The 25,272-nt window shown below is 67.1% G+C and carries 26 protein-coding genes and 1 pseudogene; 14 read left to right on the top strand and 13 right to left on the bottom strand.

Going from position 1 to position 25,272, the window contains the following annotated elements; genetic code table 11:
• The first annotated feature begins 73 nt into the window (after positions 1-73).
• Positions 74-1,624, top strand: coding sequence for a purine-cytosine permease family protein (locus OUO20_RS14360; RefSeq protein ID WP_144600233.1), 1,551 nt, complete (start codon positions 74-76; stop codon positions 1,622-1,624).
• A gap of 62 nt (positions 1,625-1,686) precedes the next feature.
• Entirely contained in the window at positions 1,687-2,634 is a 948-nt protein-coding gene (locus OUO20_RS14355) for a polysaccharide deacetylase family protein (protein WP_268002005.1), read from the top strand.
• Between the two features lie 87 nt (positions 2,635-2,721).
• Here OUO20_RS14355 and OUO20_RS14350 read toward each other — a convergent pair whose 3' ends face one another.
• Complete coding sequence (locus OUO20_RS14350; protein ID WP_268002004.1) at positions 2,722-3,564, bottom strand: helix-turn-helix transcriptional regulator; 843 nt, start codon at positions 3,562-3,564, stop codon at positions 2,722-2,724.
• Between the two features lie 85 nt (positions 3,565-3,649).
• Between OUO20_RS14350 and ilvD the strand changes: the two genes are divergently transcribed.
• From ilvD to OUO20_RS14320, 6 genes and pseudogenes are all read left to right on the top strand, one after another.
• Positions 3,650-5,509 carry a dihydroxy-acid dehydratase gene (gene ilvD, locus OUO20_RS14345; RefSeq protein WP_134165483.1) on the top strand — a complete coding sequence of 620 codons (1,860 nt, stop codon included), beginning with the start codon at positions 3,650-3,652 and terminating at the stop codon, positions 5,507-5,509.
• Positions 5,510-5,614: 105 nt separating this feature from the next.
• Positions 5,615-6,388, top strand: a complete 774-nt coding sequence (locus tag OUO20_RS14340) for a hypothetical protein (protein ID WP_018770624.1) — start codon at positions 5,615-5,617, stop codon at positions 6,386-6,388.
• An 82-nt stretch (positions 6,389-6,470) separates the two neighbouring features.
• Positions 6,471-7,288, top strand: a pseudogene (locus tag OUO20_RS14335) (oxygenase MpaB family protein).
• A complete protein-coding gene (locus tag OUO20_RS14330) occupies positions 7,281-8,189 on the top strand; it encodes a DUF817 domain-containing protein (RefSeq protein ID WP_134165480.1) in 909 nt (302 codons plus the stop codon). Before OUO20_RS14335 ends, OUO20_RS14330 begins: the two are co-directional and overlap by 8 nt.
• Before the next feature lie 470 nt (positions 8,190-8,659).
• A complete protein-coding gene (locus OUO20_RS14325) occupies positions 8,660-9,499 on the top strand; it encodes an MFS transporter (RefSeq protein WP_268002003.1) in 840 nt (279 codons plus the stop codon).
• A gap of 44 nt (positions 9,500-9,543) precedes the next feature.
• Positions 9,544-9,939, top strand: coding sequence for a (R)-mandelonitrile lyase (locus OUO20_RS14320; protein WP_144600322.1), 396 nt, complete (start codon positions 9,544-9,546; stop codon positions 9,937-9,939).
• 77 nt (positions 9,940-10,016) lie between these two features.
• On the opposite strand, the gene OUO20_RS14315 is transcribed toward OUO20_RS14320, so the two are convergent.
• The 6 genes from OUO20_RS14315 to OUO20_RS14290 form a co-directional block, all read right to left on the bottom strand.
• Positions 10,017-10,439 carry a universal stress protein gene (locus tag OUO20_RS14315; RefSeq protein WP_018770619.1) on the bottom strand — a complete coding sequence of 141 codons (423 nt, stop codon included), beginning with the start codon at positions 10,437-10,439 and terminating at the stop codon, positions 10,017-10,019.
• Positions 10,440-10,551: 112 nt separating this feature from the next.
• The gene (locus OUO20_RS14310; RefSeq protein WP_268002002.1) at positions 10,552-11,928 is read right to left on the bottom strand and encodes an LLM class flavin-dependent oxidoreductase; all 1,377 of its coding nucleotides are present in this window, start codon (positions 11,926-11,928) and stop codon (positions 10,552-10,554) included.
• 24 nt (positions 11,929-11,952) lie between these two features.
• Positions 11,953-12,711 (bottom strand): ABC transporter ATP-binding protein, encoded by a 759-nt coding sequence (locus OUO20_RS14305; RefSeq protein ID WP_018770617.1) that lies wholly within the window; start codon positions 12,709-12,711, stop codon positions 11,953-11,955.
• Positions 12,687-13,541 (bottom strand): ABC transporter permease, encoded by an 855-nt coding sequence (locus tag OUO20_RS14300; protein WP_223992704.1) that lies wholly within the window; start codon positions 13,539-13,541, stop codon positions 12,687-12,689. Before OUO20_RS14300 ends, OUO20_RS14305 begins: the two co-directional genes overlap by 25 nt.
• Positions 13,538-14,656 (bottom strand): ABC transporter substrate-binding protein, encoded by a 1,119-nt coding sequence (locus tag OUO20_RS14295; RefSeq protein ID WP_268002001.1) that lies wholly within the window; start codon positions 14,654-14,656, stop codon positions 13,538-13,540. Before OUO20_RS14295 ends, OUO20_RS14300 begins: the two co-directional genes overlap by 4 nt.
• A 356-nt stretch (positions 14,657-15,012) precedes the next feature.
• Complete coding sequence (locus tag OUO20_RS14290; RefSeq protein ID WP_026265975.1) at positions 15,013-15,906, bottom strand: helix-turn-helix transcriptional regulator; 894 nt, start codon at positions 15,904-15,906, stop codon at positions 15,013-15,015.
• A gap of 140 nt (positions 15,907-16,046) precedes the next feature.
• Between OUO20_RS14290 and OUO20_RS14285 the strand changes: the two genes are divergently transcribed.
• Positions 16,047-17,063: a zinc-dependent alcohol dehydrogenase family protein gene (locus OUO20_RS14285; protein ID WP_268002000.1), complete on the top strand. Its 1,017-nt coding sequence runs from the start codon at positions 16,047-16,049 to the stop codon at positions 17,061-17,063.
• A gap of 145 nt (positions 17,064-17,208) precedes the next feature.
• Positions 17,209-18,249, top strand: coding sequence for an NAD(P)-dependent alcohol dehydrogenase (locus OUO20_RS14280; RefSeq protein ID WP_018770612.1), 1,041 nt, complete (start codon positions 17,209-17,211; stop codon positions 18,247-18,249).
• Between the two features lie 90 nt (positions 18,250-18,339).
• Here OUO20_RS14280 and OUO20_RS14275 read toward each other — a convergent pair whose 3' ends face one another.
• The 5 genes from OUO20_RS14275 to OUO20_RS14255 all read right to left on the bottom strand — a co-directional run bounded on the left by OUO20_RS14275 (position 18,340) and on the right by OUO20_RS14255 (position 21,971).
• On the bottom strand, positions 18,340-19,377 hold the full coding sequence (locus OUO20_RS14275; RefSeq protein WP_018770611.1) for a nitronate monooxygenase: 1,038 nt from the start codon (positions 19,375-19,377) through the stop codon (positions 18,340-18,342).
• A gap of 170 nt (positions 19,378-19,547) precedes the next feature.
• Positions 19,548-19,742: a hypothetical protein gene (locus OUO20_RS14270; protein ID WP_018770610.1), complete on the bottom strand. Its 195-nt coding sequence runs from the start codon at positions 19,740-19,742 to the stop codon at positions 19,548-19,550.
• Between the two features lie 318 nt (positions 19,743-20,060).
• Positions 20,061-20,792 carry a GAF and ANTAR domain-containing protein gene (locus tag OUO20_RS14265; RefSeq protein WP_268001999.1) on the bottom strand — a complete coding sequence of 244 codons (732 nt, stop codon included), beginning with the start codon at positions 20,790-20,792 and terminating at the stop codon, positions 20,061-20,063.
• A 33-nt stretch (positions 20,793-20,825) separates the two neighbouring features.
• A complete protein-coding gene (locus tag OUO20_RS14260) occupies positions 20,826-21,242 on the bottom strand; it encodes a hypothetical protein (RefSeq protein WP_268001998.1) in 417 nt (138 codons plus the stop codon).
• Between the two features lie 9 nt (positions 21,243-21,251).
• Positions 21,252-21,971: a GAF and ANTAR domain-containing protein gene (locus tag OUO20_RS14255; RefSeq protein ID WP_268001997.1), complete on the bottom strand. Its 720-nt coding sequence runs from the start codon at positions 21,969-21,971 to the stop codon at positions 21,252-21,254.
• Between the two features lie 67 nt (positions 21,972-22,038).
• On the opposite strand from OUO20_RS14255, the gene OUO20_RS14250 reads away from it, so the two are divergent.
• Positions 22,039-22,773, top strand: a complete 735-nt coding sequence (locus OUO20_RS14250; RefSeq protein ID WP_268001996.1) for a GAF and ANTAR domain-containing protein — start codon at positions 22,039-22,041, stop codon at positions 22,771-22,773.
• A gap of 31 nt (positions 22,774-22,804) precedes the next feature.
• Here the strand turns inward: OUO20_RS14250 and OUO20_RS14245 are convergent, their stop codons facing one another.
• Positions 22,805-23,530: a Type 1 glutamine amidotransferase-like domain-containing protein gene (locus OUO20_RS14245; RefSeq protein WP_223992691.1), complete on the bottom strand. Its 726-nt coding sequence runs from the start codon at positions 23,528-23,530 to the stop codon at positions 22,805-22,807.
• Positions 23,531-23,612: 82 nt separating this feature from the next.
• On the opposite strand from OUO20_RS14245, the gene OUO20_RS14240 reads away from it, so the two are divergent.
• From OUO20_RS14240 to OUO20_RS14230, 3 genes are all read left to right on the top strand, one after another.
• On the top strand, positions 23,613-23,945 hold the full coding sequence (locus tag OUO20_RS14240) for an ArsR/SmtB family transcription factor (RefSeq protein WP_056391489.1): 333 nt from the start codon (positions 23,613-23,615) through the stop codon (positions 23,943-23,945).
• Between the two features lie 12 nt (positions 23,946-23,957).
• Positions 23,958-24,455: an SRPBCC family protein gene (locus OUO20_RS14235; RefSeq protein ID WP_018770603.1), complete on the top strand. Its 498-nt coding sequence runs from the start codon at positions 23,958-23,960 to the stop codon at positions 24,453-24,455.
• A gap of 156 nt (positions 24,456-24,611) precedes the next feature.
• Positions 24,612-25,211 carry a J-domain-containing protein gene (locus tag OUO20_RS14230; protein ID WP_056391486.1) on the top strand — a complete coding sequence of 200 codons (600 nt, stop codon included), beginning with the start codon at positions 24,612-24,614 and terminating at the stop codon, positions 25,209-25,211.
• The last annotated feature ends 61 nt before the right edge of the window (positions 25,212-25,272 follow it).

The following is a 25,272-nucleotide window of genomic DNA, read 5'->3' as shown; positions in this document are numbered from 1 at the left end:
ACACATCGTATCTTGTTCCTTGTGATGGGGGCCACATAGCCTTTTGGTACTTATCCACCTCACGGAGGCCCCCATGCAAGAAAAGCTTTCACCAGCCACGCACGGCCAGCCCGGCCAGGCCACGCAGGACCACAACGCCGTGGACCACGAAGCCTGGCTCCAGCCCATCCCCGAATCAGCACGCACACGCAAGGTTTCCGGCCAGTTCTGGATCTGGGCGGGCGCCAACCTGGCACCCATCAACTGGGTGCTGGGGGCACTCGGGATCCAGCTGGGACTCGGGTTGGCGGACACCGTCACCGTCCTGGTCCTGGGCAACCTGATCGGCATGCTGCTCTTTGGCTGCTTCGTCCTCCTGGGCCAGAAGACCGGCGCCACTGGCATGGTCCTGGCCCGCGCCGCATTCGGACGGCGCGGCAATTACCTCCCGGCCGCCATCCAGGCCCTCCTGGTCATCGGCTGGTGCGCGGTGAACACCTGGATCATCCTGGACCTGGTCATGGCGCTCTTCGGAACCCTTGGGTGGGTTGACCCGGAAGCCCCCAACTACGCCTGGAAGATCGGCGTCGCCACCTTCATCATGGCCCTGCAGGTAGCCATCGCCTGGTTCGGCTACAAGGCCATCGCGGCCTTCGAAAAATGGACCGTACCGCCCACCATCCTCATCCTGGCCGTCATGTCGGCCGTCGCCTGGTTCGGCATGGACATCGACTGGGGCTACGCCGGACCGGCCGGCGCCATCCTGGAAGGCTCGGAGCGGATCGCCGCCATGAGCGCCGTCATGACCGCCATCGGCATCGGCTGGGGCATCACCTGGTTCACCTACGCCGCGGACTACTCCCGGTTCGTCAGCACCAGCGTCCCCAAGAAGAAGGTCTACCTCGCCTCGGTCCTTGGCCAGTTCATCCCGGTGGTCTGGCTGGGTGTCCTGGGCGCCAGCCTGGCCACCAACTCCGGGGAGATCGACCCCGGCAAGCTGATCGTCCTCAACTTCGGCGCCATGGCGCTGCCGGTGCTGCTCATGGTGCTCCACGGCCCCATCGCCACCAACATCCTCAACATCTATACGTTCTCCGTCGCAACCCAGGCACTGGATATCTCCATCAGCCGCCGCAAGCTCAACCTGTTCGTCGGCGTCTTCTCGCTGGCCGCCGTCGTCTTCTTCATCTTCCAGGAGGACTTCGCCGCGGTACTCGACGCCTGGCTGATTGGCCTGGTGGCCTGGGTGGCCGCCTGGGGCGGCATCATGCTGGTGCACTACTTCTGGCTGGACAAGCGCTGGCCGGGCGAGCCGGAGCGCCTGTTCGACGCCGTGGGCACCAAGCGGCTGCCCGGCGTCAACTGGGCCGGTGTCATCTCCCTGGTGGCCGGGATTTTCGCAACGTGGCTCTTCATGTACGGCCTGATCCCCATCATGCAGGGCCCCATCGCGGTGGCGCTGGGCGGCTGGGACCTGTCCTGGCTGGCCGGTGGACTGACCAGCGCCGGGGTGTACGCCATCCTCGGGCCGCGGCAGCACATCCGCTACCTGGCCCTGCAGCCCCGCATCAAGGAGGCGGCGGACAGCGCCCCTGGAGCGGACGGCAAGGCAGCGGACAGCGCGCCCGCCCTTCCCGCCCTCTAAACGGCCCTGCCCTTCTTCCCCAGCACCTGGCGGGCGCACTGCGCCCGCCGAAAGGATTTCCCATGAACCAGCCCGCCATCGCAGACCCGCTGCACCCCATCATCTGGCCCGACGGTGCCAAGGCCGCCGCATCCTTCACCTTCGACGTGGACGCAGAGTCCTGCACCATCGCCCACAACCCCACCAGCACCCGGCGCATGTCCCTGATGAGCCACCAGTCCTACGGCCCCAAAATCGCGGTGCCGCGGCTCCTGGCCATCCTGGCGCGCCAGGACATCCAGGCCACCTTCTTCATCCCGGGCTTCACCGCCGAGTCCTACCCGGACGTGGTGCGGCAGATCGTGGACGGCGGCCATGAAGTGGCGCACCACGGCTACCTGCACGAACCCATGCAGGGCATCGACGCCGCCACCGAGGCAAGCTACATCGACCGGGGCCTTGAGGCCCTGGCCACGGTGGCCGGAGTCCGGCCGGTGGGCTACCGGGCACCGTGGTGGGAGCTGAACTGGCACTCGCCGGGTCTGCTGGCCGACCGCGGCTTCCTCTACGATTCCAGCCTGCTCGACGGCGACGCCCCCTACCGCTTCGCCGTCGCCGCCGATGATCCCCGGGACATTGTGGAGATTCCGGTGGACTGGACCCTTGACGACTGGGAGCAGTACGCGTTCTATCCCGGCGTGACGGGCAGCGGGGTGATCGAGAGCCCGGCCAAGGTCCTGGAGATGTGGACCCTTGAAGCCGAGGCCCACCACTCCCAGGGCAGCTGTTTCGTGCTGACCAACCACCCGTTCATCTCCGGCCGGCCGTCCAAGGCGGTGGCGCTGGAGCAGCTGATCGAGCGGGTTAAGGCGATGGACGGCATGTGGGTAACCACCATGGAACAGATTGCCCGGCACACCAAGGAAACCGTGACGGAGGTCCACACCCACGCTCGGATCGACGTGCCGGTATTCCCGGGCGCGGGTGCACAGTTCCAGCCCGCCTTGGTGCGGCAGGGGGTGCTGGCCTAGCGTCCTGGGGTAGCGCCCGGGGCAAGCGTCCCGGGCGAGGAAAGCGGCCGACGGCGGGAGTTCCCGCCGCCGGCCGCTTTCGGTTGTTTACGACTGGTCAGCCGTGGTCATCAGGGACTGCATCTGGGCTGCGGCGCCGCTGCCCGGGGCGGGCGTGTAGACAACGATGTGCAGGTCCGGCCGGTCCGAAGGCGACACTTGGTGGTGTTCCAGCTGGAGGACTCCGACGGCGGGGTGGTGGAAGAGCCGCTCGCGGGATTCGAAGCCCAGGATGTCGTACAGGTCCCAGCCCTGGCGGAACTCGGGGCTTGCCTCCTTGAGCCGTTCCACCTGGTACTGGATGTCCGGATCACCCAGCCGCTGTCCGGTTTCGGCGCGGAATTCGGCAAGGAAACGCTTGCTGGTGGTGTCCCAGTCCGGGAGCAGGTCCCGGACGTAGGGGTCGGTGAACACCAGCCACAGCAGGTTCCGGTCCGCCGGGGGCACGGTGGCGATGTTGGGGTACAGCGCCGCATAGGCCTTGTTCCAGCCGGCTACGCCCCAGTCCGGGAACAGGGCAAAGGACGGATTGGGATCAAGTGCATCCAGCAGCCGCTGGATGTGGGGCGGAGCAGTATCGGCGGCGGGGCCCGAGGGCGCCGCGGACGCATACCCGCCCAGGGACAGGACATAGCCAAGGCCGGTGGTGGAAAGATGCAGCGCGCGGCTGACGGCCTCCAGGACCTGGCGGGAGGGGCTGATGTCCCTGCCCTGCTCCAGCCAGGTGTACCAGGTGACGCTGACACCGGAGAGGAAAGCCACCTCCTCGCGGCGCAATCCCCGGTCGCGCGAGCGGCCGATCGGCGGCAGGCCATAGTCGGCCCGCAGCGCCTGGTCGCGGCGGGCGCGCAGGAAGAGGCCAAGTTCCCTGCGCCGTCCGGGATCACTCACCCGGAAATACTATTACTCTGGTACTCCTACTACTAGTAGCAAGAGCGTCTTCCACCCCGCCCTATGAGCCCGCAGGATGGTAGGCATGCCTGCACTTCGCTCTAAAACAGTCACCCATGGCCGCAACATGGCCGGCGCCCGCGCACTGCTGCGCGCTTCCGGCGTCGCCAATTCGGACATCGGAAAGCCGATCATCGCCGTGGCCAACTCCTTCACCGAGTTCGTCCCCGGCCACACCCACCTCGCCCCCGTGGGCCGGATCGTCTCCGACGCGATCCTCGCCGCCGGTGCCGTGCCGCGCGAGTTCAACACCATCGCCGTGGACGACGGCATCGCCATGGGCCACAGCGGCATGCTCTACTCGCTGCCGTCCCGCGACCTGATCGCCGACTCCGTGGAGTACATGGTCAACGCACACTGCGCCGACGCCCTGGTATGCATCTCCAACTGCGACAAGATCACCCCCGGCATGCTCATGGCCGCGCTGCGCCTGAACATCCCCGTGGTCTTCGTCTCCGGCGGCCCCATGGAAGCAGGGCGCGTGACCCTGACCGACGGCTCCGTCCGCTCCCTGGACCTGGTGAACGCGATTGCCGATGCCGTGGACGAGTCCATCTCCGATGCCGACATCAACCTCATCGAAGAGAACGCCTGCCCCACCTGTGGCTCCTGCTCCGGCATGTTCACCGCCAACTCGATGAACTGCCTCACCGAGGCCATCGGCCTGTCCCTGCCGGGCAACGGGTCCGTGCTCGCCACCCATACCGCACGCAAGGCCCTGTACGAGAAGGCCGGCGCCACCGTCGTCGAACTCGTCAAGCGCTACTACGACGGCGACGACGATTCCGTGCTGCCGCGCTCCATCGCCACCGCGAAGGCCTTCGATAACGCCATGGCCCTGGACATCTCCATGGGCGGCTCCACCAACACCATCCTGCACCTGCTGGCCGCCGCCCAGGAGGCCGGCGTGGACTACGGCCTGGCCGAGATGGATGCCAAGTCCCGCCAGGTGCCCTGCCTGGCCAAGGTGGCTCCGAACGTGGCCAAGGACAAGACCTACTACATGGAGGACGTGCACCGCGCCGGCGGCATCCCCGCCCTGCTGGGCGAGCTGAACCGAGGCGGCCTCCTGCACAAGGACGTCCACTCCGTGCACTCCGATAACCTGGACGGCTGGCTGGATGACTGGGACATCCGGGGCGGCAAAGCCACCGAGGAAGCAAAGGCCCTGTGGCACGCCGCTCCCGGCGGCGTCCGTTCCTCCACCGCGTTCTCCCAGTCGAACGAGTGGACCTCCCTGGACACCGACGCCGCAGAAGGCTGCATCCGCTCGGTGGAGCACGCGTACTCCAAGGACGGCGGACTGGCCGTGCTCCGCGGCAATGTGGCCATCGACGGCGCCGTGGTGAAGACCGCCGGCGTGGACGAGTCCATCTGGACCTTCTCGGGCCCGGCCGTGGTGTGCGAATCCCAGGATGAAGCCGTGGAAAAAATCCTGAACAAGACCGTCAAGGAAGGCGACGTGGTGGTCATCCGTTACGAAGGCCCCCGCGGCGGCCCCGGCATGCAGGAAATGCTCTACCCGACGTCGTTCCTCAAGGGCCGCGGCCTGGGCAAGAAGTGCGCCCTCATCACTGATGGCCGTTTCTCCGGCGGCACGTCCGGCCTGTCGATCGGGCACATCTCGCCGGAGGCTGCCTCCGGCGGCGCCATCGCCCTGGTGGAGGACGGTGACATCATCAGCATCAACATCTCGCAGCGTTCCATGCAGCTTGAGGTCTCGGACGAGATCCTGGCCGAACGCCGCGAGAAGCTGGAGGTCAACGGCGGCTACAAGCCCAAGGACCGGGACCGCCAGGTCTCCGCTGCACTGCGCGCCTACGCCGCCATGGCCCTGTCCGCGGACAAGGGCGCAGTACGGGACGTGTCGCTGGTAGAGCGGTAAGGCGTCCACGGCGGGAGAGGGGAGAAGCAGGTCCTCCGGCCCTCCCCCGCCCGGGCCCGGCGCGCCACACTTGAAGGGTCATCGGCAGGCCCAAAGGAGGGTGTGGTGCGCAGGCTCATCACGGCGTTTTCGGCAGCGGCCCTGGCAATGCTGTTCCTGGCCGGCTGCTCACCGCAGCCGGGAAGTCCACAGCCCTCGCCATCCACGGCGGGCTCTGCCGCCACGTCAGCAACGGCCACCGGTACGGCCGCCGGGCCGACGCCGTCGAGCGTCCCTTCCACACCAACAGCCGCGCCCGGCACTTCTGCGGCCGGTTCTGCCGCGGCTGCCTGGACCACGTTCACGACGGCGGATGGCGCCATGGCGTTCGACTTACCTGCCGCCTGGAGCGTCAAGGATCCGGCAGGGGAGTTGGCGGAGGGCGGAGGGGCCTTTGCGGAGGTGCGGAACCAGGCCGGAAAGGTGATGGCCACGCTGCGGACCAACATGGCCACCGGCTCCACGTGTACCGAGAGGTACCCGTATGAAGTCCTGGACAGCGCGGACATCCCGGTACTGGTCCAGGGCGGAGTGGTGCCGCAGTTCGTGTTCGAGACCCGCGCAAACGCCGCGGCGCCGGGCATGTACCGCACCCCGGCGGCCGGCTACGGCATTACGTCCGGCCCTCCGCCGAGCGGTCCCGACGCCTGCCCCATCTTCCAGTTTTTCCGGTGGCCGCCCAACGCTGCCATGTTCGGCGCCTCCTACGACCCGGAAATCAACGCGACACCCGGCGACCAGTCACTGCCGTACCTTGAGCTGGCGCGGAAATACCGGGACACGGCCGAGTACGCGGACATCAAGAGAATGATCACCTCGCTGCGGCCGGTAAACCGCTGACCGGACGATACGTGGGCCTGGCCCCTTGTCAACGGGCCAAAGGACCGGTCCTGCCGTCCTGCCGTGACGGTACCCTGTTGACATGGTGCAGGAATTTTCCGACTACCGGGCGGAAGGCATCCTGCTTGCTGGGGCAGGGCGGGCCATACTGCTGCAGCTTGCCAATCCGGCCATTGGCCGGGGCGTGGCGGAACACAGCACGTTCACTGAGCGCCCCGTCAACAGGCTCAAAGGCACACTGACGTATGTCTACGCGGTCGTCTATGGAAACGACGCCCAGGTTAACGAGGTCCGCCGCAGGGCTAACCGGGCTCATGTTCCGGTGCACGGCACTGCGGACAAAACGTCCGCCGGGTACAACGCCTATGATCCGGAACTGCAGCTCTGGGTGGTAGCCACACTCTACGACACCGCTCTGACCATCATCGAGAAGATCTACGGCCCGCTGGACGATGCAGCTGCCGACGCCATGTACCTGGACTACGCGCGGATCGGCACCGCGCTGCAGCTTCCGCCGGGCATGTGGCCCAAGGACAGGACGGAGTTCGGCCGCTACTGGGCCGAACACGTCTCCACCCTGCACGCGGAGGCCCCCGGGGTCCGCGTTGGACGCGGCCTGCTGTTTCCCAAGCACACAGCCCTGTGGTACCGGGCCATCATCCCCCTGCCAGGTTCCTCACCGCCGGACTCCTTCCCCACCAGTTGCGGAAAGACTTCGGCCTCGGCTGGAGCGACCGGCACGAACGGCGCTTCAACCGCACCTTTCGCATCCTGGCCGTTGCCTACCCGCGGCTGCCGCGGGGCATCAGGTACTGGTTCAAGAACTACTGCCTGCGCGAACTCGACAGGGACCTGAAGAGGAACACCCGGCCAAGCCAGCGCCAGGGGATCAGTGCCTAGCCCCAGACGCGGTTCACCACCGGTGGAGCAGCGGATCGACGAACGGGCCAGGAGGTTCCTGGCAACTGCTCCGGCCGGCGGCGGCAAAACAAGACTCACTGAGTTCGTGGTCTTTGGCCTCAAGCAGGGCTGGGCCTGCATCTTCGGCGCGGCGCTCCTGGCAGTGCTCATGGCCGCCAGGATCTGGTATCCGGACACTGCCGGCCTGGCGCGCAACGACTTCCTGACGATCGCCGCCGTCGTCATCCAAATCCTGATGGTGGCGTTCAAGCTGGAAACCCTGCGGGAACTGCGGGTCATCGTCCTGTTCCATCTGGTGGGGACCGTCATGGAACTGTTCAAGACGGACGTGGGTTCGTGGTCCTACGATGCCCAAGGCTTCCTGCGCATCGGGGCCGTGCCGCTCTTCAGCGGGTTCATGTATGCCGCCGTGGGCTCGTACATGGTGCGCGTCTACCGGCTGTTCGACCTGAAGTTCGCCGCCTACCCCCGGCGCTGGATCACCGCCGTCCTCGCCGCCGCGATCTACGCCAACTTCTTCACCCACCACTACATCTGGGACCTGCGCTGGGTGCTGCTCGCCGCCGTCGTGCTCATCTACGGCCGGTGCGTCATGCACTTCCGCGTGTTCCGCCGGGAGTTCCACATGCCGCTGCCGGTCTCTTTCCTGCTGGTGGCGCTGTTCATCTGGCTCGCCGAGAACATCGCCACCTGGTCCGGCGCCTGGCTCTACCCCAGCCAGGTGGACGGCTGGCACCCGGTGGGCCTTGAGAAACTCGTGGCTTGGTTCCTGCTAATGATCATCTCTGTGGTGCTGGTGGCCTGGGTGTACAAGCCGCAGCCCCCGGTGGCGGCCACGGGAGGGCGGCGGGAGGCCCCGTCGTCAGCTGTGCTGCGGTAAGGGGGTCTGCCAAGACCCGTTTCAGCAGGGCCCTCGCTAGGGCTTCGGAAGCGCGCTTTGATGGAGGCTATGGCCTCCGAAACAACCGTCATCAACACCAGCGGGCAGCAGCGACCAGGCATCCCCGGGCACCAGCAGGCCCACTGGGGAGGCGTCTTCGCGATGTCGCTGTGCGTCTTCGCGCTGATCGCCTCTGAGTTCATGCCGGTCAGCCTGCTCACGCCGATGGCCTCGGAACTGCAGGTTTCCGAGGGCATGGTGGGACAGGGCATCGCGGTCTCCGGCGTGCTGGCCGTCCTGACCAGCCTGTCCGTGTCCACTCTGGCCGGCGGCATGAACCGCAAGACCCTGCTGCTGGGCCTGACGGCGCTGATGGCCGCCTCCGCGGCGCTGGTGGCCACGGCCCCGGGGTACCTGCTCTTCATGATCGGCCGCGCCCTCATCGGCGTGGTGATCGGGGGTTCTGGTCCATGTCGGCAGCCACCGCCATGCGGCTGGTGCCGGCCCACCAGGTGGCGCGGGCCCTGGCCATCTTCAACGGCGGCAACGCCCTCGCAACCGTGCTGGCTGCACCGCTGGGAAGCTACCTTGGCTCCGTCATCGGCTGGCGCGGGGCGTTCTTCTGCCTGGTGCCGGTGGCCGTGCTCGCGCTTCTCTGGCAGTGGATCAGCCTGCCGTCCATGAACGTCCAAAGGCACGCGCGTGCAGCGGGAAACATCTTCGGGATCTTCGCCGCGTTCAAGAGCCGGCCGATTGCCTGGGGCATGGCCGCCTGCGGCGCCTTCTTCATGGGGCAGTTCGTCCTGTTCACCTACGTCCGCCCGTTCCTGGAAACGGTGACCCGCGTCGATGCGGGCATGGTGTCCCTGGTGTTGCTGGTCATCGGTGCGGCGGGATTTGCAGGCACCCTGCTGATCGGCCGGTTTCTCGGCACCGGACTGTACCGGACGCTGGTCTTTATTCCGGCGCTCATGGCGGTCCTTGCCGCAGCGCTCGTTCCCTCCGGCGGGTGGATCGCCGCCGTCGTGGTTCTCCTGGGCCTGTGGGGCCTGATGTCCACGTCCGCGCCGGTGGGCTGGTGGAGCTGGATTGCGAAGGCGATGCCCCACAACGCGGAGGCGGGCGGCGGCCTGATGGTGGCCGTCATCCAAACATCAATCGCCATCGGATCCACGCTGGGCGGAGTGCTGTTCGACTGGGCCGGCTACCGCGTCACCTTCCTGGTGGCCGCAGCGGTCCTTGCGGCGGCGTCCGTCCTGGCCTTCGTGACGTCCCGGGCCACGCCTGCCGGCCCCGGGCAGACAGCATGACCAACGCACACCTTCCCATCTACCCGAACCACCAGGAGGAGAACATGAAGTACACCCAGAGCGGCGGCCAGACGACGGCCGGGCCCAAGGAATGGTTCACGGGTACGGTCCAGATCGACGGGATCCGGAATCCGGATGAACAGTCAGCCATTGGCTGCGCGCACGTCCGGTTCGCGCCCGGCGCCCGGACCGCCTGGCACCACCACCCCATGGGCCAGACCCTTTACGTGACGGACGGCATCGGCCTGGTGGCCCGCCGCGGCGGCGAGGTACAGGAAATCCGCCCCGGCGATGTGGTCTACATCGAACCCGGCGAGGAGCACTGGCACGGGGCCACCCCTGAGCGGTTCATGGCACACATCGCCATGCAGGAAGCCGACGGGAACGGACAGGTTGTCACCTGGCTCCGCCACGTGACCGATGAGGAGTACGGGGCGTAACTCACCGTTGCGCAGAAGGAGGGCGGACGACGCCGGGAGTTCCCGCCGTCGTCCGCCCTCCTTGTGTGTGGGGCAGGTCAGTCCTCGTACGTGTTCGCGATGTAGACATCGCAGGGGGCATTGTGCGCCACACTGTTGGCGACGCTTCCCAGGAGCCGGCCGATGCCGCGCATCCTGCGGTTGCCCACCACGATCAGCCGGGCATCCAGGCGGATGGCTTCCTTGATGAGGGAATCGGCCGGCTTGCCGCGGGCAGCGAAGTGGGTAATCTCCACTCCCGGCCGCGAGGCGCCGAGCGACTTTGCCACCATCTCCGAGCTGTCCGCGTTGGAGATGCGCACCTTGTCCGAGCCCACCCCGAAGGTTTCGGCGTTCTCCATTTCAAAGGCGGTCACCACATGGAGTGTCGCTCCCAGCGACTCCGCCAGCCCCAGCGCCACTTCCGCAGCCTTCCGTGCGGACGGGCTGGCGTCCACACCTACAACGATTACACCGCTCATGTCCTGCTCCTTCGTCCAGTCCTGGCCTTAATGTTCACTGCCAGTCTAGGGACTACCCCTCCCGGGCCCTCGTATCACACGGTCTGGGGCACCGTCTCATGGATCCCGGCAGTCAGAACGCGGATCCAATCGAGGCAAGGCCGGCGGCGGACGCCCCCGCGTACCGGTTGGCCGGCCGTGGCAGGCCGTAGTGCTCCCTCAGGGTCCGGCCCGTGTATTCGGTCCGGAACAGGCCGCGCTCCTGCAGGATGGGCACCACCTGGTCCACGAAGGTTTCCAGCCCGGACGGGAGCACCGGCGGCATGATGTTGAAGCCGTCCGCCGCTCCGCCGTCGAACCATTCCTGGATGGCGTCCGCCACCTGCACCGGGGTGCCGGTGAAGGTGCGGTGCCCGCGGCCGCCGCCCAGGCGGCCGATCAGCTGCCGCACGGTGAGCTGCTCCCGGCGCGCCAGCTGGACGATCAGGGTGTAGCGGCTCTTGGCGCCCTCGATCTCATCCTCGCTGGGCAGGTTGTCCGGCAGTTGCCGGTCCAGCGGCAGGTCCTCCGGGTCCACGCGCAGGGTCTTGGCCAGCTGGATCCGGGCGTATTCGGGTTTGATCAGCCGGTCCAGCTCGCGCTCCAGCTCCTGGGCTTCCTCCGCTGTGGCACCAATGACCGGCACGATGCCCGGCAGGATCTTGATGGCCTCCGGATCACGGCCGGCGGCCGCGGTGCGGGCCTTCAGGTCGCGGTAGAACTCCTGCGCATCGGCAAGGGTCTGGTGGGCGGTAAAGACGGCGTCCGCGTACCGGGCAGCGAGGTCCTTGCCGTCCTCGGACGAGCCCGCCTGGACGATCAGCGGGTGCCCCTGCGGTGAGCGGGGAACGTTCAGGGGACCGCGGACCTTGAAGTGCCTGCCCTCGTGGTCGATGGCCCGGATCTTGTCCGCGTCACCCCACACGCCTTCGGCCTTGTCGGCCAGCACGGCGTCGTCCTGCCAGCTGTCCCACAGCTTCTGCGCCACCTCGATGAACTCTGCGGCGCGCTCGTACCGGACAGCGTGGGCGGGCTGGTCGTCCACGCCGAAGTTGCGGGCGGCGTCCGGGCCGGCCGTGGTCACCACGTTCCACCCTGCCCGTCCGCCGCTGGCCCAGTCCACGGACGCGAAGCGGCGGGCCAGGTTGAAGGGCTCGTTGTAGGTGGTGGACGCGGTGGCGATCAGCCCGATCCGTTCGGTGGCGCCGGCGATCGCCGTCAGCAGCACCGTGGGCTCGAGCTTGCCGGCAGGACGGCGGCCCACCTCGCCGAACAGGACGGGGGAGTCGGCAAAGAAGATGGAGTCCAGCTTGCCGCGCTCGGCAGTCTGGGCGAGCAACTTGTAGTGCCCAATATCCGTGCTGGCCGGCGGATCGCTTTCCGGCAGCCGCCATGAGGCCTCGTGGTGGCCGGTGCTCATCAGGAACGCGTTCAGGTGGAGCCGGCGCCGGGGAGGGTTATTGGAAGTCATGGGTAGTCCTTCGGGTCTGGTGGTTCAGTGGGTGGCGCCGACGACGCCAAGATCGGTGAGGAGGCCGCGGCGGAGGGCTTCATGCCCGGCCGCATCGGCGGAGGAGCGGATCTCCGGCGTTACCGGGCGGACGGTGGCGATGCGGCCGTGGTCCAGGACCACGATCCGGTCTGCAAGCGCGATGGCCTCGTCCACGTCGTGCGTGACCAGCAGGACGGCTGGGCGGTGCGCGGCCACCAGGTCCTGGAGCAGCCCGTGCATCCTGATCCGGGTCAGCGCATCCAGGGCGCCGAACGGCTCGTCGGCCAGCAGCAGCTGGGGTTCGCGGACCAGTGAACGGGCCAGCGCCACGCGCTGCTGTTCGCCGCCGGACAGCTGGTGCGGCCATGCTTTTTCACGTCCGGCGAGCCCCACTTCGGCGAGGGCCTTGCGGGCGCGGGCTTCGGCGTCGTGCTCCCGGACGCCCAGGGTGACATTGCCCAGCACGCTGTCCCAGGGCAGGAGCCGCGAGTCCTGGAAAACCACGGAGACGCGGTCCGGGACGCTGATCACGCCGCTGCCCCGGACGTCGTGGTCCAGGCCGGCCAGGGCGCGCAGCAGGGTGCTTTTGCCGCAGCCGCTGGGTCCCAGCAGGGCCACGAACTCGCCGGGGGCGATGTCCAGGTCAACGCCGTTCAGGACTCCCTTCGGGCCGAATCCCCGGACCAGGTCCCGGACGGAAACGGCGGAACGTACGGGACGTGCGGGGCCGATGGCGGTCAGCCCGCCAGGGTGCGCTGCCATGAGAGGGCCTTTCGTTCGATGAAGCGGACAATGCCGTCGGAGAGGAGGCCAAGGATGCCGTAGACGGCCAAGCCCAGGACGATGATGTTGGTCTGGCCGTAGGTGCGGGCGAGCTCCATCATGTAGCCGATGCCGCTGGTGGCGTTGATCTGCTCCACCACCACCAGGGACACCCAGGCGCCGGTCACGGCGAAGCGCAGGCCCAGGAAGAACCCGGGCAGGGCACCGGGGAGGACCACCTTGCGGATGAAGCCGGCCCGGCTGAGCCCCACGGTCTGTGCGAGCTCCACGAAGCGCAGGTCGATGCCGCGCAGGCCCGCATGCGTCTGCAGGTACACCGGGACAAAGACGCCCAGGGTGATGGTGAGGACCTTCATGGTCTCGTCGATGCCGAACCACAGGATCAGCAGCGGGATCAGGGCCAGGCCGGGGATGGCGCGCTTGATCTGCACGGGCCCGTCGATGAGGGCCTCACCCACCCGGCTCAGCCCGGACAGGAGCGCCAGGACGGCGCCCACCAGGATGCCGAAGAAGAGCCCCAGGCCGGCGCGCTGGGCGGAAATGGCCAGGTTCTCCTGGAGCCGGCCGTCCGCGATGAGCTCACCGGCGGTGGCCACCACGGTCCAGGGTTCGGAAAGGATGCGCGGGTCCAGGAGCCCTGTTGCGGAAGAGACTGTCCACAGCAGCAGCAAGGCGGACGGGCCCACCCAGGCGAGCTGCCGGCGTCGTCCGGGCCCCAGCCGCTTCCCTGCGGGCCGCACATCCGGCCGCCCTGCCGGTGCCGGATCCTGGTGGGCTGCCACCACGGGCCGGTCCAGTACGGCGCTCATGCGGCACCTGCCTTTCCGGCGGGCGCAAATGCCGTGCCGGCGAGGGCTTCAAACCTGCTGTCGTACAGGTCGGCCGCCGTCAACTGCGGCTTCTTCTGCTCGCGGGCCAGGAGGTCGATGGTTTCCTGGTGCCTGGCGATCGCTTCGGTCCAGGCGGTGGGCAGGTCGCGCTTGCCGGTTGCATCGATCAGGTATTGGCCGTCCTCGCGGGACAGCCCCTGGTCCTTGACGTAGTAGCCGTCAAGCCACTCCGCCGGGTGGTCTTCGATCCAGCGCTGCGCCTTGCCCCAGACCTTCACGTAGGCGGCCAGGGCGGCGGCCTTGGCCGGATCGGCCAGGACCTTGGCGGGGGAGTAGAGGAGGCTGGGATCATCGCGCAGCCCGTGGCGGATGGTGGTGGCGCCGTCGGCCTTGAACTTGGCCAGGTAGCGCTTGATCTGGACCCCGCCCAGGGGAGCGGCGTCCACCTGTTTGCTGGCCAGCGCCGTGGCATAGGCGTCCCCGGTGCTGGGCAGCTCCACCAGCTTGACGTCCTCCTGCCTGAGCCCGGCCTTGTCCAGGATCCGCAGCACCAGCGCACCCTGCGCCTGGCCCGGGCTGTAGGCCACTTTCTTGCCGCGCAGGTCTTCCAGGCGGCTGATGCCCGCTCCCGGGGCGACGCCCAGCTCATAAATGGGATGGTTCACGGCATCCTGGCGGTAGCCCGCGGCGATGATGCGGACGTCCACGCCGGTCCAGGTGGCGTGGATGGGCGGAATGTCGGCCACGGACCCCACGTCCAGGGCGTTCGCCCGGAACGCCTCGGTGGTCTGCGGGCCGCCGGAGATGTTGGCGAACTCCACCGTGAAGCCGTCCAGGTCCTTGATCAGGCCGGACAGTTCCAGCGCCACTTTGATGCTGGGATCGCCCACCTTGATGGTGGTCCCGGCAGGCACCGAGGCAGCCAGCGGTTCCAGGGCGCCCTGGCTGATGCGGGCGCCGCCTGCGGTGGCGGTCCCGCCGCAGGCGGACAGCAGGCCGACGGCGGGAATCGCCAGAAGTGCCCCCAGCGCACGGCGGCGGGTGAATGCCGGGGAGCCGGGGCTGGAGTGGGGCGGGGGTGCTGGGAAGGACATGGTGTTCCTTTCGGGAAAAGATTCCGGGTACGACGACGGCACCCGGGGTGTGTGCCCGGGTGGACGTGTGAGGTGGGTGGGGCCGTCGGCGCGGCGGCGTGCCCGCGCTTTGGGCTGGTGCTTACGGCCTGGCCGGTGCCGTGAAAACACTCAAGCACGGTCCGCAGGGCGTTGGCCAGCAGCACGCAATGGAGGCTAAACGCTGCGAAACGGCGCTACTTATGGCGCCATCCGGCCGACAAACGCGGACCAATGGGGACAAGCCAGGCAACGCGGAGCCACGAACCGCAACGGAGGTTAATGTGACTGGACGGCGAGTCGCGGGCGAAGGCCGGCGGCCGGTGAAGCCCTGTGGCCTAGGCGCGGACTTGGCCCTGGGCCATGTCCGCGATCTTTTCGGTGGCCGCCCAGGAGGCCAGGAGCTTGAGGGCCTCCTCGGAGGGGCTGCCGGGAGTGGCGGGATACACGGTGAGCGTGTGCCCGGGGTCCTCTTCCAGGCCCAGGACCTGGTAGTTCAGTTCCAGGAGGCCCACCACGGGGTGCTGGAAGAACTTGGTCCCCGCGTAGTGGCGGCGGACGTTGTGCGCTGCCCAGAGCGTGCGGAACTCGTCACTCCGCATGGACAGCTCACCGATGAGTTCGGCGATGCCCTTGTCATGCGGGTTGCGGCCCGCCTCGCGGCGGAGGATGGCCACATTGGTGTTGGCGGCCCGGTCCCAGTCGGTGTAGAAGTTGTGGGCCCGGGGGTCAAGGAAGATGAACCGGGAGTGGTTGGCCGGCCGTGACGGGGCACGGTACATGTCCGAGTAGAGGGCGTAGCCAAGGGTGTTGGCGGCCACGATGTCCATCCGGTTGTTGCCGATGAACGCAGGTGCCCCGGTGATGGTGTCCAGGAGGTACTGCAGCTCGGGCCGGACTTTCGAGGGCGCGGAACCTCCGGCGCCCGCAGCCCTCTTCCGGCCCGACGTGTTGGCCGCCCGGGCCAGGTCGTAGAGGTGGTCGTGTTCCGCGCGGTCCAGTTCCAGGGCACCGGCAATGGCATCCAGGACACTGTCCGAAACGCCGCTGAGGTTCCCGCGTTCCAGCCGGGTGTAATAGTCCACGCTGACGCCCGCCAGCCGGGCCACCTCCTCGCGGCGCAGCCCCGGTACGCGCCGCCGGCCGCCGTACGGTTCGATGCCGGCCTGCTCAGGGGTGATGCGCCCACGGCGGGAGGACAGGAACTGTCGGACCTCGGCTCGGTTATCCATGGGGACCACGTTACGACCATCGGCATCGCCCTAAGGAGGTTCTGCCAGAACCAGTTACAGCAGGGCCCTCGCCAACATTCCCCGGGCCGGGTTTGATGGGATTGTCCGTTTTCAGCTTTCCACCCCTTGGAGGACCCAGCATGCGCGCAGCCATCATGCACGCCCCCGGAGACGTGCGCGTCGAGGACCGTGACAAACCCGCCATCAGGCAGCCCAGCGACGCGGTCATCAAACTCGTTGCCGCCTGTGTCTGCGGGTCCGACCTCTGGCCCTACCGGGGCGCAGACAAACTGGCCAAACCCATGCCGATGGGCCACGAATACGTGGGAATCGTCGAAGAAGTGGGCACCGACGTGAAGAATGTCCGCCCCGGCCAGTTCGTGGTTGGCTCCTTCTTCGCCTCGGACAACACCTGTGAGATCTGCCGCTCCGGCTACCAAAGCGGCTGCGTCCACCGGCAGGGCGTGGGCGGTGCGCAGGCTGAGTACCTGCGCGTCCCGCTGGCGGACGGCACCCTGGTGGCCACGCCGGAGATGCCCGACGCCGGCATGGTTCCGTCGCTGCTTGCCGCCTCCGATGTCCTGGGCACGGGATGGTTTGCCGCCAAGGCGGCCGAAGCGGGACCAGGCAAAACCGTGGCGGTGGTGGGCGACGGCGCCGTGGGGCTTTTGGGGATCCTGGCCGCACAGCAGATGGGCGCCGAACGCATCATTGCCATGTCCCGCCACGCCGACCGGCAGGCCCTGGCCCGCGAATTCGGCGCCACCGACATCGTCGAGGAGCGCGGGGACGCAGGCGTGAAGAAGATCAAGGAACTCACGGGCGGGCTCGGCGCACACTCGGTCATCGAGGCCGTTGGCACGCAGGAATCCATGCTGCAGGCAATCCACGCCACCCGTGCCGGCGGCCATGTGGGCTTCGTCGGTGTCTCCCATGACGTGGCGCTGCCAGGCCGGGACCTGTTCTACTCGCACGTCCACCTGCACGGCGGTCCCGCTCCGGTCCGGCAGTACCTTCCCGAGCTGATCGACCTGATCCTCCGTGGCGACATCAACCCCGGAAAGGTGTTCGACCTCGAACTCCCCTTGGACCAGGCAGCAGAGGCGTACAAGGCCATGGACGAACGCCGCGCCATCAAGGTGCTCCTCCGGCCCTGACGTTTCACCGGCTTGGCCAGGCTGCGGAGGGTAGGACTGCCAAGACCAGGTACAACAGGGCCACGCTGGCCCCACCTTTTCCGGGGTTTGATCCGAACAACCCCGGTAGCATTTCAGTTATCCCCCAACAGATCACAGGAGAACCATGACTACCGTCAAGGCTTATGCATCCCCGTCCGCCACGGAGGACCTGGTGGCAACCACCATTGAGCGCCGCGAGGTGGGTCCCCACGACGTCATGATCGACATCAAGTTCGCCGGCATCTGCCACTCGGACATCCACACTGTCCGCGGCGACTGGGGCCCGCAGCAGTACCCGCTGGTTCCCGGCCACGAAATCGCGGGCATCGTTACCGAGGTGGGCTCCGCGGTGACCAAGCATGCCGTTGGCGACCGTGTTGGTGTTGGCTGCATGGTCAACTCCTGCAAGGAGTGCGCCAACTGCCAGAAGGGCGAGGAACAGTACTGCCTCAAGGGCAACGTTGGCACGTACGGCGCCGTTGACCGCGACGGCACCATCACCCAGGGCGGCTACTCCACCCACGTTGTGGTGACCGAGGACTTCGTGGTGACCATCCCCGAGGGCATCGAACTCGATGTCGCCGCACCGCTGCTGTGCGCCGGCATCACCACCTACTCACCGCTGCGGCACTGGGGCGCCGGTCCCGGCAAGAAGGTCGCCGTCGTCGGCCTCGGCGGCCTGGGCCACATGGCCGTCAAGCTCGCCCACGCCATGGGCGCCGACGTGACTGTCCTGTCCCAGTCGCTGAAGAAGCAGGAAGACGGCCTGCGCCTGGGCGCTGACAGCTACTACGCCACCAGCGATCCCGCCACGTTTGAGGTGCTCGCCGGCTCCTTCGACCTCATCATCAACACGGTCAGCGCTTCAATCGACATCAGCTCCTACCTCGGCCTGCTGAAGCTTGACGGCGCACTGGTCAACGTTGGTGCTCCTGCCGAGCCGCTTCCCGTCAATGCGTTCGCACTGATCGGCGGCCGCCGCTCCTTCGCCGGTTCCATGATCGGCGGCATCCGCGAGACCCAGGAGATGCTCAACTTCTGCGCCGAGCACGGCCTGGGCGCCGAGGTCGAGGTCATCCCGGCTGAGAAGATCAACGAAGCCTACGAGCGCGTCCTTGCCTCGGACGTCCGCTACCGCTTCGTGATCGACACCGCCACCCTCTAAAGCACCCCCGCGCGGCGGGCCGGCTCCGAAAGGGGCCGGCCCGCCGTCGTCCGTGGCAGAAGCAGCAGCCGTGGCAGAAGCATCAACCCGCTACGGGGCGAGGCTCTTGAGGATCGCCGCCGCGGGGCCGTCCACGGCATGCCGGTAGTTGATGCCGGCCCACAGGTTCAGCCAGTCCGGCTCGCCGGCGGCTGCAGCCGCTGCCCGCAGGGGAGTGGTCAGGTGGTGGATCTCCGGGTAGCCGTAGGGGGCATCGGGGTCGTGGCGGCGCATGAATTCGTTGTAGAGGCCGCGGGCGTTGCGGCCCGAGAAGGCGCGGGTGACGGCGGTGGTGGTGAACCGCTCCGATGACGACAACGCGGCCCGGTGCGCCGCCTTGGTTCCCGCTTCATCCGCGCGGAGGAAGGCGGTTCCGGCCTGGACCGCCGCGGCACCCACGGCGAGGGCAGCCCGCGTGTCATCGGGCGTGGCAATCCCGCCGGCCGCGATGAGCGGCACCTCAAGGTCGGAGAGCTCTTCGAGGATGCCATGCAGGGGCACCTCGGGAGGCGGAACATCCGCCTTGAACGTCCCGCGGTGGCCGCCGGCTTCCGGGCCCTGGACGCACAGGGCGTCGGCGCCTGCTTCAAGCGCCTGAAGCGCTTCGCCGCGGTCCGTCACCGTGGCGACCACATACACACCCTGCTTTTGGAGGGCCTGGACCACCCCGGTAGCGGGAACGTCGAAGGTGAAGGACACAACGGCCGGCGCGAGCTCCAGCAGGACCTCGAGCTTTTTGTCCCAGTCGTCATGGTCATGCCGTGGCTCGCCCAGGCTGACACCGAAGCGCTCGGCGTCAGGGGCCAGGGACGCCGCGTACTGCTGAAGGGACGCCGGGCTGATGACCGACGGCTGGGGAACGAACAGGTTGACCCCGAACGCCCGGCTGGTGAGTGAGCGCACCGTCTCAATCTCGGAGCGCATCGCCGCGGCGGTCTTGTATCCGGCCGCGAGGAAGCCGAGGCCGCCGGCGGCAGTGGCAGCCGCCGCGAGCTGAGGTGTGGAGGGCCCGCCTGCCATCGGTGCCTGGATGATCGGCACTGCCAGGGACCCGAGGTTGAACCGGCCGGGCTTTTGCTGGGTATCCATGTTTCCTCCCCGTCCTGCTGCGCGTACCTCACGAATGCTACGCCGTTCCGCGGCGGCGGGCTGCGCCAGGTTGTGCGGTCAGGGCCCCGTCCCCGCGGGGCAGCAAAAAAGGCGCGGACGACGGCGGGTGGTTCCCCGGCGTCGTCCGCGCCCCCTGGTGGTGGGAGTGCCTAGAGGGCCAGTGCCGCCTCGTCGCCGCGAACACTCAGGGTGAAGGTGTTGGGCCCGCTGCACGTGACAGCGATGCGGCAGGTGGTGGTGTTGTGGCGCGACGACAGGTCGCTGACCGCGGAATCGAGGGTCTCGTGGAGTGAGGTACGGTCCCAGATCTTCAGGGTCACGGATTCGGCAGTATTAAACGTCATTGTTCAGACTTTCCTGTATCAAGCCGGCGCTGCGTCCGGTCAATTGGCCTGTCCGCGCTCAGAGGATCGGTGGCCGGTGCTCACCGGTGGGCCTCATTGCGTCACCAGGATGTCAAGGGCCGATGTGTCCGGCCCTGCCCTTCCATAGTGCCCATGACGAAAGTGCCTGCTCAACCAAAATGCCCTATTATTGCGAGTGATTCTCATCACTTGTGAGCGGGCGCACAGTCCACTCCGGCGTTACAGAAGCGCAGTGCTGCTCCACGCCGTTGCTCGTTGGCTTCGATCAGCTGGTCCGGCCCCCGGTCCATTCGGCATTCATCTTTTACCCCCACCCGGATCGGCATTAAGGCTGCCCCTCGCCACGATCTCCTGCGCAATCTCCTGGATCCGGCGGTTGCCGGATGCGGCAGCGGTCTGGAGGAGGTCCAGTGCGCCATCCCGGCCGCCGCGGGCCTGGAGCATGACCAGCGCAATGGCTGCGTCAACCACCGCGCGCGACTTCAGTGCGGCCCGCAGGTCCTCGGAAAAGACCTCAGGGGCGTGGAGCCGCAGTGCGAGCCGAAGGATGCGGGACATCGACGCCGCCTGGTCCTCCACCAGCTTGACGGTCTCGGGGTCGAAGGCATGGACAGCATGGGCGTAGCAATTGAGGGCCGCTTGGGAAAGGGGCTCCGTGCGGATGGGTACCGCCAAAACCGAGCGCACACCCAGCTTTGCAACGGCATAGGTGTACGGTGCCCACCTCTGGTCAAGCTGCAGGTCGTCGATCAATACGCTGCGCTGCTCCCTGAGCGCGGCGAGGCATGGGCCTATGCCAAAGGCGTACTGGGTCTCGTCCAGCCGGCGGCCCTCTTCGCTGCTGTAGGCAAACGTGGACAGGGCGCCGTCGCGCTCCACGGTGACCGTACATGCCACCGTCGCCCCGTCGCCCCCCAGCTGCGACGCGGATATGGTCGCAAGGCCCAGGAGGAACTGCGAAAATTCCGGGGTGTTGAGCAATAAATCCTGATACTGGTCTGCGGTGGTGACTGCATCGTTGTTGGCCATAAGGCCTCAATCCCTAGTTGCGCCAGTGATCCTTTATTCGACACTACGCCTGTAAAGGGGATTCCGAACAGGGTTTGATGCCCGTCTCACTGATGCTGCTTCAGGGCCTGGCGCGGCGGCGCCTGGTTCGCTGCCGCCGTCGTCATCCCCTTCCGCATCCCCATCCGCATCCTCTTCCCCGGCCTCCGGCCTGGATGTGAAGTCATTGGAGTAGGGCGCACGCGGCCGCGGCCGCTCGTCAATCAACTCGTTCGCCGCAAGCGCCAGCAGGTCGCGCTGGATCGGCGGCAGCGAGAGAAGGCCCTGCAGGTAGGCCTCCACCTCATATTCGCCTGCGTCTCCGGACATGCCAAAGTACTTCAACCACAGCTCCGACACGGAGATATCCGCTGCCCTGAGGGCTGCACGGAGCCGGCGCCTTTGTTCCGGTTCGTGTGGATCGAAACCCATCCGCGCTGCCTAAATCCCGGACGCCGGCGTCCCGGCCAGAATGGATTCGCTGATGTTCAGCAGGGTGGTGCGCTCGTTCCGCGCCCGGTTCATCAGCTGTTGCAGCGCCGCCTTGTGCGTCGTGCCCAGGCGTTCCATCACCACACCGCAGGCGCGGTTGATGACATCCCTGCTGTGGAGCGAAGTCTGCAGCCCTTCCGTCATTTTGCGCGGAGCTTCGCTTCCTTGGACGTGCGACAGAAGGGTCGCGGCCGGCCCGGCGAACAGTTGAATCAGCCGCACGCTGGTTTCGTCGTAGCCGGACGGTGTGGCGGCATACAGTTTGAGGGCGCCGATCGCTTCCTTGCCGGCCATCAACGGTGCACTCACCACTGACCGGATGGGTAGTCCCCGCACCGAGTCCCGCCATAGCGGCCACCGCATGTCGTCGTGGAGGTCCTGGACCAGGACGGGAATCTCTGCCGCCCAGGCTGTCAGGCAGGGACCTTCGCCATGGCGGTACTGTTCGGCGTCAGCCTGTTCCACCACCCCGTCGGTGTAGCCGCTGCTGGTCCGCCGGCCCCGGGAGTCAAGCAGGGACACGCCAGCACCGATGGTGCCCGGGACTGACTCCTTGGCGGCCCGCGCCAGGAGGCTGACCGCGGTGCCCACCTTTTCCTCTGTCAGCAACAATCCCTGAATCCGAGCAATCACAATGCTGAGCTCGTCAATGGGCAGGTGCTGGGGCATCTCTCCAGCATAGGTTAACCACTTGGCGTCTCCACGCGCCGCTTGGCTGCAACAGTAGGATTGCAGCATGTCGACATCAGCAGATAACGAGTCGGTCCGTCAGCTGCAGGAAATCCTGGTGGGCGCGGAGGGCATTGTGGATTTCCTGTCCGGGCTGTCGGGCATGGCTGCCGCAGCGGTCTCCGAAGCTGCGAACGACACGATCGAGTGTGCTGTCACCCTCAAAGTCCGGCGGCGTCCTGCCACTGCAGCCGGCAGCAGCGACCGTGCGCTGGAGCTCGACCACATAGAGCAGCTGTTGGGCGACGGGCCTTGCGTCCGTGCCCTCCGGGAGATGACTCCGATCATGATTGACGACGTCGCAGAAGACCCGAGATGGCCGGACTTCAACAAGAAGTTGGCCGAGCGCAGCGTGCGCAGCAGCCTTGGCGTGCCGTTGGTGATAACCGGTGATGCAAGGGCGGCGTTGAACTTTTTCGCCGCCAAACCCCACGCGTTCACCGCTGATGTATACGATAAGGCAGTTGGTTTCGCTGGTGCCGCCCACAACACCATGCAGCTCTCCGTGCGCATCAACACGAGCGAAAACCGGGCCGAGGACCTGGAAGCCGCCCTTGAGAGCAGGACCGCCATCAATCTGGCCTGCGGCGTGATCATGGCGCAGAACCGATGCTCGCAGGAAGAGGCGATGGAGATCCTCACCAAGGTCTCAAGCAACCGCAACCGTAAGCTCCGGGATGTTGCCAAGGAACTGATTGAGCAGTTGTCCGGCACCAGCGTCCGCACGCACTTCGACTCGTAGCCGGCAGGTTGCCAACCTGATTCCGGTCCGGTCAGTGTGCAGATCTTACGGATACGACGGCGGTCCCTCCGCTTCGGTGAACGTCCCAGCAGTGGCCGCTGCCGATGACGTCGTAGTCCCCGTCGCCCAAGGCCGCTAAAACCACGGCTGTTTGCTCGTCAATGGCCACCGCCCTTTCCACCAGGCCAGCTGCCACGGCGCCCACGGCACGGCTCAGGGTCCCGGCCTGGGCGGCATGGACATCCACGGAAAACCCGGCCAGCCCCAGACCCTCGCGGATATCCACTGAGTCCAGGCCCTCCGAGCACTCTTCGCCGCAAACTTCCACTCCGTTGACCTTGTATCCGCCAACCAACGCCCGCCGGGGTGCCACCATGGCGCCGGCGGAAAACCCCAGATAGGGTGCGCCGCCGGCAACCAGGCGCCGTATCGTTGCGGCCGCGGGGTGCAGGGCCTCCCAATAGGCCGGTGTGAGACCGCCGCCCACCACCACCGCATTGACTTTCGCGAAAGCGCCGGGGTCGGCAGGCTTGCCGTCTGGAAGCGGTACGGCAGCAATGTCGCACTCGATCCTGGCCTGGAGGGGTTCGGCGCAGGCGGCCACGAGTTCCTGCAGGTTGCCGCCGCGTTGGTCCACGGCTACGGCGATGCGGGGAGTCCGGCGGCCGGCATGTTCCCGGACGTCGAGTGCGAACCGGTCGAAGACCTCCTGGAATGCCAGCGGATCCGGGCCCGCCCCGGCGAGGAAGATGCTCATGGCCTTCAAGATACCGGCACGGCCGGGGTGCCCACGGCAGGACCATTGACGCACGTCCAACTGAGGGCTAATCTACAACCAAATGGTTGTAGATACGCTGACTGAGACTGAACTGGACCGCCTCTTCCAGGCGTTCGCCGATTCCACCAGGCGGGACATCGTCCGCCGGGTGACTGTCGGCGAGTACTCCGTTTCCGGCCTGGCAGCGCTTTATGCCATGAGTTTTGCGGCCGTCCAGAAGCATGTGGCGGTGTTGGCGCGGGCATCCCTGGTCGCCAAGGAAAAACGCGGAAGGGAGCAGATCGTGCGGGGCAATCATGAAGGACTGCGGAAAGCCCGGCAGCTGCTCGACGAATATGAACAAATCTGGCGGCAGCGCGCCGCCAGGATGGCAGACATTCTCGCTGAAGGTTAGGAAGGCTTTGCCATGGCAGTCATCACTATGGACAAGAACCCGGAGGCGCTGACCCTCACCCTGGTCGCAGAGTTCGACGCCGGCGTCGATCGTGTGTGGCAGCTGTGGGAGGACCCCCGCCAGCTGGAGCGCTGGTGGGGCCCACCCACCTGGCCGGCCACATTCCACAAACTGGAATTCGTCCCCGGCGGCCGTGCCAACTACTACATGACCGGCCCGGAGGGGGAGAAGGCCCACGGCTGGTGGGAATTCACAGCGATTGATGCCCCGCGGACGCTGCAGTTCGACGACGGGTTCGCGGACGACGACGGCAATCCCACCGGCGACCTGGGCGTCACCCACGCCACGGTCACGTTGGAGCCGCTGGGGGAGCGTACCCGCATGACCATCCAGTCGTCCTTTGAATCCGAGGAGCAGTTGGAGCAGATGGTGGCCATGGGCATGGAGGAGGGCCTGAAGGGAGCCGTGGGCCAGATCGACGGCATCCTCGCCGAGCACGCCAACGCCTGACTGCACGGCTGCCACGACGAACTCCCGCCACAGCATCTGGTGGGCGGACGACGGCGGGACGTCCCGCCGTCGTCCGCCCACCTTTGCCGTTGAACAAGGAAGCCGCCCGTTGAAATACTGGAAGGTGGTTCAGGCCGAGGGAAGGCGGTGGCAGCAATGAGCGGCGGGACAGGGGATTTCCGGAAGCGCCTGGAGAGGGCAGTGGAGCTCCGTTCATACCGCGGCGCCGGCATCAGTGCCGAGGAGGAAGCCGCGCTGGACGCCCTCGACGAGAGGGAGCGTGAGAAGCGGAGGAAAGTCAGTGATGCCGCCCGCGCCGAGTACCTGGTCCGGGACGCCATGGCACAGGGCAAGTTCGACAACCTCAAGTACGCGGGCAAACCGATCCCCGGCCTGGGGGACTCGTACGATCCCGACTGGTGGGTCAAGGGGCTGATCCAGCGGGAACATATCAGCGGCCTGGGCCCGGCTGCCATCCTGCTCCGCGCCGAGGACGCTGAGCTCGAAGCCAAGCTGGATACCCAGTACACCGAGCAGCAGGTCCGGGACCTCCTTCAGGATTTCAACCGGCGCGTGATCGATGCCCGCCGCCAGCTGCAGGGCGGGCCGCCGGTGGTCACCAAGACCCGTGACGTGGAGGAGGAAGTGGAGCGCTGGCGCAGCCGGCGTGCGGCGCGGAGTGTGGAAGTTCCTGTCGAACCGGAGCCCCAGCGTTCGTGGTGGAAGCGGTTGTGGAAGGGGACGGGCCAGGAATAAGGGTTCCACTGCTCATGGAGCCGGCTGGCAGATGGGGGGACAGTTATCGGCGGTCAGCTGG

The organism is Arthrobacter sp. FX8, from assembly GCF_026723805.1.
GTDB lineage: Bacteria > Actinomycetota > Actinomycetes > Actinomycetales > Micrococcaceae > Arthrobacter.
This window is presented reverse-complemented; position numbering and strand designations above follow the sequence as displayed.

Coding starts and splice junctions, on each gene's coding strand:
- OUO20_RS14280 (WP_018770612.1), top strand. CDS start 17,209: ATGACTACCGTCAAGGCTTATGCATCCCCGTCCGCCACGGAGGACCTG.
- OUO20_RS14250 (WP_268001996.1), top strand. CDS start 22,039: ATGTCGACATCAGCAGATAACGAGTCGGTCCGTCAGCTGCAGGAAATC.
- OUO20_RS14260 (WP_268001998.1), bottom strand. CDS start 21,242: ATGGGTTTCGATCCACACGAACCGGAACAAAGGCGCCGGCTCCGTGCA.
- OUO20_RS14360 (WP_144600233.1), top strand. CDS start 74: ATGCAAGAAAAGCTTTCACCAGCCACGCACGGCCAGCCCGGCCAGGCC.
- OUO20_RS14265 (WP_268001999.1), bottom strand. CDS start 20,792: ATGGCCAACAACGATGCAGTCACCACCGCAGACCAGTATCAGGATTTA.
- OUO20_RS14295 (WP_268002001.1), bottom strand. CDS start 14,656: ATGTCCTTCCCAGCACCCCCGCCCCACTCCAGCCCCGGCTCCCCGGCA.
- OUO20_RS14315 (WP_018770619.1), bottom strand. CDS start 10,439: ATGAGCGGTGTAATCGTTGTAGGTGTGGACGCCAGCCCGTCCGCACGG.
- OUO20_RS14320 (WP_144600322.1), top strand. CDS start 9,544: ATGAAGTACACCCAGAGCGGCGGCCAGACGACGGCCGGGCCCAAGGAA.
- OUO20_RS14290 (WP_026265975.1), bottom strand. CDS start 15,906: ATGGATAACCGAGCCGAGGTCCGACAGTTCCTGTCCTCCCGCCGTGGG.
- OUO20_RS14325 (WP_268002003.1), top strand. CDS start 8,660: ATGTCGGCAGCCACCGCCATGCGGCTGGTGCCGGCCCACCAGGTGGCG.
- OUO20_RS14255 (WP_268001997.1), bottom strand. CDS start 21,971: ATGCCCCAGCACCTGCCCATTGACGAGCTCAGCATTGTGATTGCTCGG.
- OUO20_RS14300 (WP_223992704.1), bottom strand. CDS start 13,541: ATGAGCGCCGTACTGGACCGGCCCGTGGTGGCAGCCCACCAGGATCCG.
- ilvD (WP_134165483.1), top strand. CDS start 3,650: ATGCCTGCACTTCGCTCTAAAACAGTCACCCATGGCCGCAACATGGCC.
- OUO20_RS14275 (WP_018770611.1), bottom strand. CDS start 19,377: ATGGATACCCAGCAAAAGCCCGGCCGGTTCAACCTCGGGTCCCTGGCA.
- OUO20_RS14245 (WP_223992691.1), bottom strand. CDS start 23,530: ATGAGCATCTTCCTCGCCGGGGCGGGCCCGGATCCGCTGGCATTCCAG.
- OUO20_RS14230 (WP_056391486.1), top strand. CDS start 24,612: ATGAGCGGCGGGACAGGGGATTTCCGGAAGCGCCTGGAGAGGGCAGTG.
- OUO20_RS14285 (WP_268002000.1), top strand. CDS start 16,047: ATGCGCGCAGCCATCATGCACGCCCCCGGAGACGTGCGCGTCGAGGAC.
- OUO20_RS14270 (WP_018770610.1), bottom strand. CDS start 19,742: ATGACGTTTAATACTGCCGAATCCGTGACCCTGAAGATCTGGGACCGT.
- OUO20_RS14310 (WP_268002002.1), bottom strand. CDS start 11,928: ATGACTTCCAATAACCCTCCCCGGCGCCGGCTCCACCTGAACGCGTTC.
- OUO20_RS14355 (WP_268002005.1), top strand. CDS start 1,687: ATGAACCAGCCCGCCATCGCAGACCCGCTGCACCCCATCATCTGGCCC.
- OUO20_RS14240 (WP_056391489.1), top strand. CDS start 23,613: ATGGTTGTAGATACGCTGACTGAGACTGAACTGGACCGCCTCTTCCAG.
- OUO20_RS14305 (WP_018770617.1), bottom strand. CDS start 12,711: ATGGCAGCGCACCCTGGCGGGCTGACCGCCATCGGCCCCGCACGTCCC.
- OUO20_RS14235 (WP_018770603.1), top strand. CDS start 23,958: ATGGCAGTCATCACTATGGACAAGAACCCGGAGGCGCTGACCCTCACC.